Raw genomic sequence first — 9164 nt, 5'->3', positions numbered from 1 at the left:
GACCAGCTACCACAACAAAATAAGGTAGCTTAACTAGAGCAGAGTATCACTTATAAATAAGCTTTTAGTTGTTCAAACATGTGGGACCACCTCTGAACAGTTACAATTGCGAGATATAAATGGTGAGCCTTATGCCAATCTTGAATATTTAGTTACTTTTGATGATGGCTCAACTTGTAAAGATGTTACTGATGATAAAGGTAATACAAAAAGGTTGAAAACAAATGGTGCTGTAAAAATTATTTCTGTTGATTTAATCGTCAATAGTAGTTGGACTGAATCTTGTTTTTGCGGGGAATAGAGTATGGATTTTAAAATTGTCCCTGATTTACATTTGCCCGAAGTTCCTGGATTTAAATTACCTAATATGCCTGAAATACCTTCAGGTAAGTCAGTAATTAGATTTATCACAGATAATCTTATAACAAATACAATTGCAGACTCTAAATAATTATTAGAGAAGATAAGTCTAAAAATTATCGGTCTTTAACATCAGGTGAGATAGCAATATGTCAAAAGATCTTTCGTGACTCAATCAACTATAAAAATGTCAAAGTTATTAATAGTGCAATTTTACCCAAACAGGATGTTCGTGTTACACCATATGGAAGTCCTCATTACCCTGATAATTTAACGGGTTCGGATGTATACCAGTCTGATTTTTCTAATCCAAAGTTTAAAGGTAATACAAATGTTGGTAATGGCCGTGATTTAACAATAGTATCAAGAATGACGTTTATTCATGAAATGACACATGTGTGGCAATACCAAAAAGGGCTTAATCTGAGTAAAAGAGGTATCATTTTACAACCTTTAGATAGGCTGATTCCTGATAGTATTTATGATGCATATTCATATCAATTAAAATATGGCTCAAAATTTAATGATTTTAATTTTGAGCAACAAGCAACTATCGTTTCTGACTATTTTAGAATTCTATCAGGTTTTAATGAGGCTAATTTTAGTTCATATTGGAGAAAATATTCTAATCCATTTTGGAGGCAATATATTCAGGACTTAATGCTACCAATAATGAATAATCCTAAAGACTTTAAGCTCAAGGGGACTCTATTAGATAATCCAATGACTATAGCTTCTAATTTATATTTTATAGTGAGATAAAATGAAAAAAACAGCATTATTTTTATCTATTGTATTACTCTTGCTAAATGGTTGTAAGAAAAAATATGAAGATAACTTTGAATATAAGATAGTGAACAAAAAAATATGTGCTGTAAAGAATAGAGTAGTGGAGAAAGCAAATCATATAAATTGGTTATTTCTGGAGGTTCGGAATTCTTTGGGTGATGTTGTGAGTGGAAATTTGCAGGTTGATAAAAACACTAAAGAGTACCTTTTTTGCTCAGATTTGAATGAATTTAAAAAAGAGGTTGGAGAAGGGTTTATACAGTCAGATATTTCAATTGAATTAGATAATACTTCATCTGTACAAGAATATAATTTCAGGAATTATTCTTGTATTTTTGCAGACTCAGTAAAATTAAACTTATCTCAACGTGATTCATCTAAAAGCTGTACCTGAAAAAACCTAATATGTATGTACGAAGATATGAGTTTTATAATCTTTATTTAAACGTAAATTTTTGATCTGTTTGTCGTTGGAGATTTACCAAATAAAAAACCCGCCTAAGCGGGTTTTGCAACTCAATCGAGTTTAAGCATTTTCACGAGCAATCGCACGGTAACCAATATCTTTGCGGTATTGGACACCATCAAAAGTCACTCTTTGGCAAAGTTCCAAGGCTTTTGCTTGCGCTTCACCAATTGTGTTGCCTAACGCTGTAACGCAAAGTACACGACCGCCAGCAGTCACTACATCACCATTGGCATTATTTGCTGTACCTGCATGGAAAACTTTAGCATCTGTCATTTGGGTATCTAAACCCAAAATCACGTCATCTTTGCTCGAAGTTTCAGGATAGCCTTTAGATGCAAGCACAATACCAACAGTTTTACGCTCATCCCATTCAGCTTCAGCGGGTAAGTTACCTGCAATACCAGCTTCTACTAAATCAACCAAAGAAGATTTTAAGCGCATCATGATCGGTTGAGTTTCAGGGTCACCAAAGCGGCAGTTAAACTCAATGACACGAGGTTGCCCTTGCTCATCAATCATCAAGCCAGCATACAAGAAACCAGTGTAAGTATGACCATCAGCTTTCATACCATCTACGGTTGGACGCATAACTTCTTTCATGACTCTGTCAAAAACATCTGCAGTCACTACAGGGGCAGGGGAATATGCACCCATACCACCCGTATTTGGACCTTGGTCAGCTTCAAAAATACGTTTATGGTCTTGTGAAGTTGCCATAGGAAGGATGTTGTCACCATCAATCATACATATGAAAGATGCTTCCTCACCATCAAGGAATTCTTCAATAACAACACGCGAACCTGCATCACCAAATTTATTGCCTGCAAGCATGTCATCAATTGCATCAAACGCTTCTTGATTGGTCATCGCTACAATGACGCCTTTACCCGCAGCAAGGCCGTCTGCCTTAATTACAATTGGTGCGCCATTTTTTTCTACGAATGCTTTGGCTGTTTCCACTTCGGTGAATACATCATAGAATGCTGTAGGAATGTGATGACGTTTTAAAAAGTGTTTGGCGAAAGCTTTAGAGCCTTCAAGTTGTGCTGCAAATTGGGTTGGCCCCCAAATTTTAAGGCCAGCTGCTCGTCCTGCATCAACTACCCCATTTACAAGCGGTGCTTCAGGACCAACAATAATGAGATCAACGGCATTATTTTTTGCAAAGTCGATAATGGCAGGGTTGTTGAGAATATCTAAAGCAACATTTTCACATTTATGTTCAGTTGCTGTACCCGCATTTCCTGGTGCAACAAAAACTTTAGTGACTTGATCGTCTTGCGCAATTTTCCATGCCAATGCATGTTCACGACCACCACTACCCAAAACTAATATGTTCATCTTATGTATCCTTTTTTAATCCCTCCCAACCTCCCTTTATACAGGATGGGGTATCACGAATTTAAAGAGTCCTGTAGTTCGTGACAAGTCCCTCTTATGAAAGAGGGACTTAGGGGGATTTTTAAATAATGATTTATGGTGAATTAGTGACGGAAATGACGCATACCCGTGAAGACCATTGCAATACCTGCTTCATCTGCTGCTGCAATTGTTTCTTCATCACGCATTGAACCACCCGGTTGGATAATACATTTGATACCTGCTTTTGCAGCATTATCAATGCCATCACGGAATGGGAAGAATGCATCAGATGCCATAACAGCACCTTCAACCACTAAACCTGCATGTTCAGCTTTGATCGCTGCGATACGTGCAGAGTTTACACGGCTCATTTGGCCAGCACCGACACCAATGGTTTGACGGCCTTTAGCATAAACAATAGCATTGGATTTAACGTATTTGGCAACTTTCCAAGCAAAGATTAAATCATCAATTTCTGCTTCAGTAGGAGCACGCTTAGTTACTACTTTAAGATCATCTTTGGTGATCATACCGAGGTCTTGGTCTTGAACCAATAAACCGCCATTGACACGTTTATAATCGTATTGTGAAGCACGTTCATCAATTTTAGGAAGTTCGCCACATACCAGTACACGAACGTTTTTCTTTGCGCCAGTCACTTCAAGTACACCATCGGCAATACTTGGTGCAATAATCACTTCAACAAATTGACGGTCAACAATTGCTTGAGCTGTAGCAACATCTAACTCACGGTTAAATGCAATGATGCCACCAAATGCTGATTCTGGATCAGTTGCATAAGCAAGATCGTATGCAGCCTTAAGACCATCTAACGATACTGCAACACCACATGGATTTGCATGTTTAACGATGACACACGCTGGTTTTGCAAATGATTTGACACATTCAAGTGCTGCATCTGTATCCGCGATATTGTTATAAGAAAGTTCTTTACCTTGTAACTGCTTAGCAGTTGAAACCGATGCTTCAGTTGCAGTCGATTCTACATAGAAAGCAGCGGATTGATGTGGATTTTCACCATAACGAAGATCTTGTACTTTATTTAACTGGGTATTGAAAGTACGGGCAAATTTGTCAGCTTGACCTTCTTCTTTACCAACACGTGCACCGAGGTAAGAAGCAATCATGCCGTCATACTGGGCAGTATGTTCAAATGCTTTAACCGCTAAATCGAAACGAGTCGCATAAGATAAAGCACCATCCGCTTTAAGTTCTGCAATTACAGTTTTATAATCAGTCGCATTTACGATGATCCCCACAGAAGCATGGTTCTTCGCAGCTGCACGAACCATTGTTGGGCCACCAATGTCAATATTTTCAATTGCATCTGCAAGCGAGCAGTCTGGTTTAGCAACAGTAGCAGCAAAAGGATAAAGGTTTACGACAACAAGATCGATTGCATCGATGTTGTGTTCAGCCATGACAGCTTCGTCTAGACCACGACGAGCCAAAATGCCTCCATGAATTTTAGGATGCAGTGTTTTTACACGACCATCCATCATTTCTGGGAAGCCTGTGTGCTCTGAAACTTCAACTACAGCCACATTGTTGTCTTTAAGCAACTTATATGTACCGCCAGTAGATAAAATTTCCACCCCAAGAGCAACAAGGTTCTGGGCAAATTCAACGATCCCGGTTTTATCAGAAACAGAGATTAAAGCGCGTTTAATAGTCATGATCTTCGTCAACAGTTTTTAAGTCTAGAGATTGAACAGGTAGGCAAAATATAGGTAAAAAAAATGCCCACGCAAGCCGTGAGCATTTTATCATTTATTCACTCATTAAACCGTGAGCTTTTAACTTTTTGCGTAAAGTGCCACGGTTCAGTCCGAGAATCTCAGCAGCGCGAGTCTGATTCCCGCGTGTGTATTCTAAGACAACAGATAAAAGAGGTTTCTCCATTTCTGCTAGCACCATGTCGTACACTTGTGATGGTTGCTCACCTTGCAATTGTGCAAAATAGTGACGAACTGCGCGATCTACGTGAATACGAAGAGCGACGTCAGATTGTGCAGTAAAAATAGGAGATTTGCTATTCATGCGAGTTAATCCGAAAATCAAAATATTACTTGGGTAAAGTAATATATAAATGTGGTCTAAAAAAATCTGAGCTCCGTTTTAGATCCTAAAACGGTTGGCTCTAAAACAAGAACAATTAGCTTGCCACAAATCGTCGAGTTGAGTGAAAAATAAGCGTAACAATAGATTAATATTTGTTACAACACTCTTTTAAACAAAAAAATGTTCTACTTGCGCGATATTGGATATAAAGCACATAACAAAACAGTATTTTTTTTGAAAAAATGCGAGGAGTTTGCAGGACAAAGCTTTCGTGGCGCGTATGATACCATTGTCTAAGAAAAAATGAGCAAGAAAACTACATTTTTTTTCATTTTTTTATAATTTTTTTTAATTTTAAGGGTGAATAATGTCTAATTGGTACTGATCAAAACTTTTTCTTGGCTCTGTAACAACAAATTTAAAAGGATATGGGCTATTTTGAGGAATACGCTTAATTCCAACTAAACTTTCAATCAGATATTGCTCAGGTGTAATCACATGCGTAGCTATGACCTTATTTTGAGTTTTTAAAGTTACTCTTATTAGGGGTAATTCTAAGCTTTTAGAATATTGGTTATTGAGTTGACCTGAAAATTGAGTCTCCTGTCTATCAAGTGCTTTAACTTTAAGGTGACTAATCACAATTTGTTTATAGCGTTGATCAACAGTATCACACTGTAAGATGGCACAGGTTTGAGTAAAGACAGTATTCAAAAACGGATAACGATCAGTTAAGTTTGGATTAAACCAAAGGATTTGAAATAATAAAATGCTGAGTAGGGCAAGATTAATCATGCTCCACGCCAGATAGTAAAACTTACTTTTTGTTTTGATCAAATGTTGCCCGTGGTTATTTAAACCTTGTGATAGATTTAAGCTGGGAATGTTGTTGACTGGTTCATTGTTAAAATAATTCAAATTATTTAAATAAGTTCTTAAATCAATATTGGAGTTTTCAATTTTACGATTAAAAATATCTAAGACATTGGTTTCTATTTGACGTTTCGTCGTCATGAGGTTTTGTACCTCATTCTGCACTGGCGTATCAGGATTGCCCCTTGGTTGAGTAGGCTGGCTGTTTTGTAGATGAATTAATGCATTAAAATTATGTGAACATTTTGGACAACAAACCATACCCTGCGCAACGGTGAGTTGCGTAACTGATACTTTATAAATTGAAGCACAATTTGGGCATCGGGTTTGTTTTTCAGTCATAAATACTTATATTTTCATAGATTAAACAGCCTTACGTGACCCAGAAATTCTGCACCAGGTTTCTTCACGTTTCTCGACTTCTACTATATCAAAAAATTCAGAATAAATACTGGAAACATCAGTAACTTGCTCTTCAATTACGCCGGCAAGTGCGAACTCTCCCTCAGATTTAATCAAAGTTGAGAATTCTTCAGCAAGTGACATAAGAGGGCCTGCAAGAATATTTGCAACTAAAATATCGGCCTGTTGGTTTTTAAATTCTGCATTGAACTCTTCAGGTAATCCAACATAAAGATTTTCAAGAACACCATTCAGCTCAGCATTTTGCTTGGTCGCCAAGACAGCTTGTGGGTCGATATCTGTTGCATAGACTTTCTTTGCACCTAAAAGCAGTGCTGCAACACCTAGGATGCCTGAACCACAACCATAATCAATCACGACTTTATCTTTAACATCGGTTTTGCCTAACCATTGTAGACAAAGGAAAGTAGATGCATGGTTACCCGTACCAAATGCTAAGCCTGGGTCAAGTTTAATATTGACTGCATCCGCTTCTGGTGGTTCTATCCATTCAGGTACGATCCAATACTTTTCACCAATTTGAATTGGTTCATAGTAATCCATCCAAGAACGTTCCCATACTTGGTCTTCAAGAAATTCACTGCGCATCGGTTCAGTTGGGAGTTGGGTGCGAATAAATGTTTCTAGTGCTGTTACATCAATGTCTTCGCCTTCTTCTTGCGCGTAGATTCCAGTAACAATCACTTTATTCCATAGCGGAGTTTCGCCAGGGAGTGGTTCAAGCAAGTCTTGGTTTTCAGCATCATCTAATGTCACGCTGACTGCGCCTAAAGAACTTAACAAGGTTTCAGTAAAATCAACTTGAGCTTGTTCTACAGTAATATGAATTTGTAACCACTTCACGGCAAAGACCTAAATCGTTTTCTTAAAGGCAGTATTGTAGCCCAAACTTAGAAGTTACGCTTACATTCAGTAGCAAAATAAAAAATGGATGCTTAAGCATCCATTTTAGTTGAAGCACATGATGGCTTTATATCGCAGGTTCAGTTTCAGTTGCTGCATGTCTTGAAATTAACGCACCAAAAATAGCAGCGAAAATATACATAAAGATTGAGTAAACCGCGGCAGGCATTGCAACAGTAGAATTTGCGATTACAGTCAAAGCAATAGTCATAGCTAAGGTACTATTATGAATTCCGATCTCAAATGCGCATGCACGTGCTTGGGCGCTATTAATACCCAGTAATCTTGGCACAAAGTAACCAATAACTAGACTACAAATACAGAAAATCACCGTGGCTAGACCAACCTGCGTCAGGTACTCCATGATATGCGTACGTTCTTTGGTGATTGCTCCAATAATAATGAGAATTAAAAAAACCACTGAGAAAATTCGCAAAGGTTTACTTAATTTTTCAGTAAAGTGTGGCGCATAATTTCGAATGAGCATGCCAATACACACAGGAATTAAAATTATTGCAAAAACTTGCAGTATTTTACTGAATTGCATGGTGATTTGTTGACCATCATTCATAAAGTATTGTATAGAAAAGTTTACGATTAAAGGCAAGGTAAAGGCAGCAATGACCGAGTTAATTGCAGTTAAGGTAATATTGAGCGCAATATCACCTTTAAACAAATAACTAAATAGATTGGCAGTACTACCTCCTGGTGAAGCAGCAAGTAACATTAAACCAACGGCAAGCAAAGGTGGGAGTGCAAGTACTTTACAAATAATAAAAGCAATACCGACCAAAAGCACTAGCTGACAGAACAACGCAATCAATACGGCTTTAGGGTGTTTAGAAACTCGCGCAAAATCTTTTGGTGTAAGCTCTAAACCAAGTCCAATCATAATGATGGCGAGGGCGAGGGGAAGCATTATGGTAATAATCCCTGAATCCATAGTGTGATCCTTTTTGTTGTTTTACATTAATTAAATATGTGAATATTCCGTACTCAATTTGAGTGTAATCGAAAGGTGTGAAATTGAAAAATAAATTCTATGACTCGGAAATCTTCTTAGAAAAATAAGTTATGAATATCTGTTCATATACCCAATAACAATTCTTTCGTAGCAGATGTAAAGCATATGGTTGTTATATCAAGAAAGTCTGTGTACTCGAAATAAAAAAAGGTGACCCATTTTTAAATGGATCACCTTTTTTACACATGCTATTTATAAAAACATGTATTTATGCTCAAAAGATATCATTGAGCTTGGATCGGATCTTCGCTCGGAGCAGCTTGACTAGGTTGCTCCATTGCTGGTTGTTCAGCTTGAGATGCCTCATTTGTTGCTGGTACATCTGCAATCGCTGGAGCAGATTGTTCTACAGCTGGGCGGTTTTCAATGGCCGGTTCAGGCGCTGCTGCAGCGGCAGTCGGGTTGCCACCTGCAGGTGCAGGGAAGCTAAATTGTAATTTACCATTTTCATTTGGTTCACAAGTACCATTAAAAGTTACCCCTTTATTGGCATAGGTCACCCAGTCTCCTTGTTTTTTCTTGGCACATACCTGAATTTGCTTTTTCACTTCAGCTTTGCTGGTGTTTTCATCGGCAGCATGGGCAAAACTAAATGCAACACAACTGAGTAAAGATGCTGTAATTACTTTAGACATGGTATTTTTCATCATGATATTCCTTATATATAAAGTCTCGAAAAAAATAATTTGTCCGTGTAATATCTATCGTATCGTGAGTTTTTGATAAGTTAAATTCTATTTGTAGGGCAGTCATGAAACGAAGTGTCAATTTATGTTGCCTATGTATAAGAGATGTTTAATCGTTCATATGCATGATTGAGGGGAATAATATTTGTAAAACTGCCTAAAACTAGAAGTAAAAATTTGCTATAATTTTCTG

General features: G+C 37.5%; 11 protein-coding genes. 4 read left to right on the top strand and 7 right to left on the bottom strand.

Translation table 11 applies throughout. The features are described 5' to 3' along the window. Positions 1–106 precede the first annotated feature (106 nt). The 4 genes from ACG916_RS09495 (at position 107) to ACG916_RS09480 (ending at position 1543) form a co-directional block, all read left to right on the top strand. A complete protein-coding gene (locus tag ACG916_RS09495) occupies positions 107–301 on the top strand; it encodes a hypothetical protein (RefSeq protein ID WP_419330387.1) in 195 nt (64 codons plus the stop codon). A 3-nt stretch (positions 302–304) separates the two neighbouring features. Beyond that, positions 305–451 carry a hypothetical protein gene (locus ACG916_RS09490; RefSeq protein WP_419327757.1) on the top strand — a complete coding sequence of 49 codons (147 nt, stop codon included), beginning with the start codon at positions 305–307 and terminating at the stop codon, positions 449–451. A gap of 278 nt (positions 452–729) precedes the next feature. Further along, positions 730–1122: a hypothetical protein gene (locus tag ACG916_RS09485; protein ID WP_419327758.1), complete on the top strand. Its 393-nt coding sequence runs from the start codon at positions 730–732 to the stop codon at positions 1120–1122. A gap of 1 nt (position 1123) precedes the next feature. Then, on the top strand, positions 1124–1543 hold the full coding sequence (locus tag ACG916_RS09480; protein WP_419327759.1) for a hypothetical protein: 420 nt from the start codon (positions 1124–1126) through the stop codon (positions 1541–1543). 132 nt (positions 1544–1675) lie between these two features. On the opposite strand, the gene purD is transcribed toward ACG916_RS09480, so the two are convergent. From purD to ACG916_RS09445, 7 genes are all read right to left on the bottom strand, one after another. Then, entirely contained in the window at positions 1676–2959 is a 1284-nt protein-coding gene (gene purD / locus ACG916_RS09475) for a phosphoribosylamine--glycine ligase (protein ID WP_336954445.1), read from the bottom strand. Between the two features lie 143 nt (positions 2960–3102). After that, positions 3103–4677, bottom strand: a complete 1575-nt coding sequence (gene purH / locus ACG916_RS09470) for a bifunctional phosphoribosylaminoimidazolecarboxamide formyltransferase/IMP cyclohydrolase (protein ID WP_419327760.1) — start codon at positions 4675–4677, stop codon at positions 3103–3105. Between the two features lie 94 nt (positions 4678–4771). After that, positions 4772–5041 (bottom strand): DNA-binding transcriptional regulator Fis, encoded by a 270-nt coding sequence (fis, locus tag ACG916_RS09465; RefSeq protein ID WP_001086304.1) that lies wholly within the window; start codon positions 5039–5041, stop codon positions 4772–4774. Positions 5042–5416: 375 nt separating this feature from the next. After that, complete coding sequence (locus ACG916_RS09460) at positions 5417–6277, bottom strand: zinc-ribbon and DUF3426 domain-containing protein (RefSeq protein WP_336954448.1); 861 nt, start codon at positions 6275–6277, stop codon at positions 5417–5419. Between the two features lie 21 nt (positions 6278–6298). Beyond that, complete coding sequence (prmA, locus tag ACG916_RS09455) at positions 6299–7201, bottom strand: 50S ribosomal protein L11 methyltransferase (protein ID WP_336954450.1); 903 nt, start codon at positions 7199–7201, stop codon at positions 6299–6301. A 127-nt stretch (positions 7202–7328) separates the two neighbouring features. Next, on the bottom strand, positions 7329–8204 hold the full coding sequence (locus ACG916_RS09450; protein ID WP_336954451.1) for a bile acid:sodium symporter family protein: 876 nt from the start codon (positions 8202–8204) through the stop codon (positions 7329–7331). A gap of 305 nt (positions 8205–8509) precedes the next feature. Continuing rightward, positions 8510–8932 (bottom strand): hypothetical protein, encoded by a 423-nt coding sequence (locus ACG916_RS09445; RefSeq protein ID WP_419327819.1) that lies wholly within the window; start codon positions 8930–8932, stop codon positions 8510–8512. Between the last annotated feature and the right edge of the window lie 232 nt (positions 8933–9164).

The organism is Acinetobacter legionensis, assembly GCF_048552295.1.
Taxonomy (GTDB): domain Bacteria; phylum Pseudomonadota; class Gammaproteobacteria; order Pseudomonadales; family Moraxellaceae; genus Acinetobacter.
This window is presented reverse-complemented; position numbering and strand designations above follow the sequence as displayed.

Coding starts and splice junctions, on each gene's coding strand:
- ACG916_RS09485 (WP_419327758.1), top strand. CDS start 730: ATGACGTTTATTCATGAAATGACACATGTGTGGCAATACCAAAAAGGG.
- ACG916_RS09445 (WP_419327819.1), bottom strand. CDS start 8,932: ATGAAAAATACCATGTCTAAAGTAATTACAGCATCTTTACTCAGTTGT.
- ACG916_RS09460 (WP_336954448.1), bottom strand. CDS start 6,277: ATGACTGAAAAACAAACCCGATGCCCAAATTGTGCTTCAATTTATAAA.
- purH (WP_419327760.1), bottom strand. CDS start 4,677: ATGACTATTAAACGCGCTTTAATCTCTGTTTCTGATAAAACCGGGATC.
- ACG916_RS09450 (WP_336954451.1), bottom strand. CDS start 8,204: ATGGATTCAGGGATTATTACCATAATGCTTCCCCTCGCCCTCGCCATC.
- fis (WP_001086304.1), bottom strand. CDS start 5,041: ATGAATAGCAAATCTCCTATTTTTACTGCACAATCTGACGTCGCTCTT.
- purD (WP_336954445.1), bottom strand. CDS start 2,959: ATGAACATATTAGTTTTGGGTAGTGGTGGTCGTGAACATGCATTGGCA.
- ACG916_RS09490 (WP_419327757.1), top strand. CDS start 305: ATGGATTTTAAAATTGTCCCTGATTTACATTTGCCCGAAGTTCCTGGA.
- ACG916_RS09480 (WP_419327759.1), top strand. CDS start 1,124: ATGAAAAAAACAGCATTATTTTTATCTATTGTATTACTCTTGCTAAAT.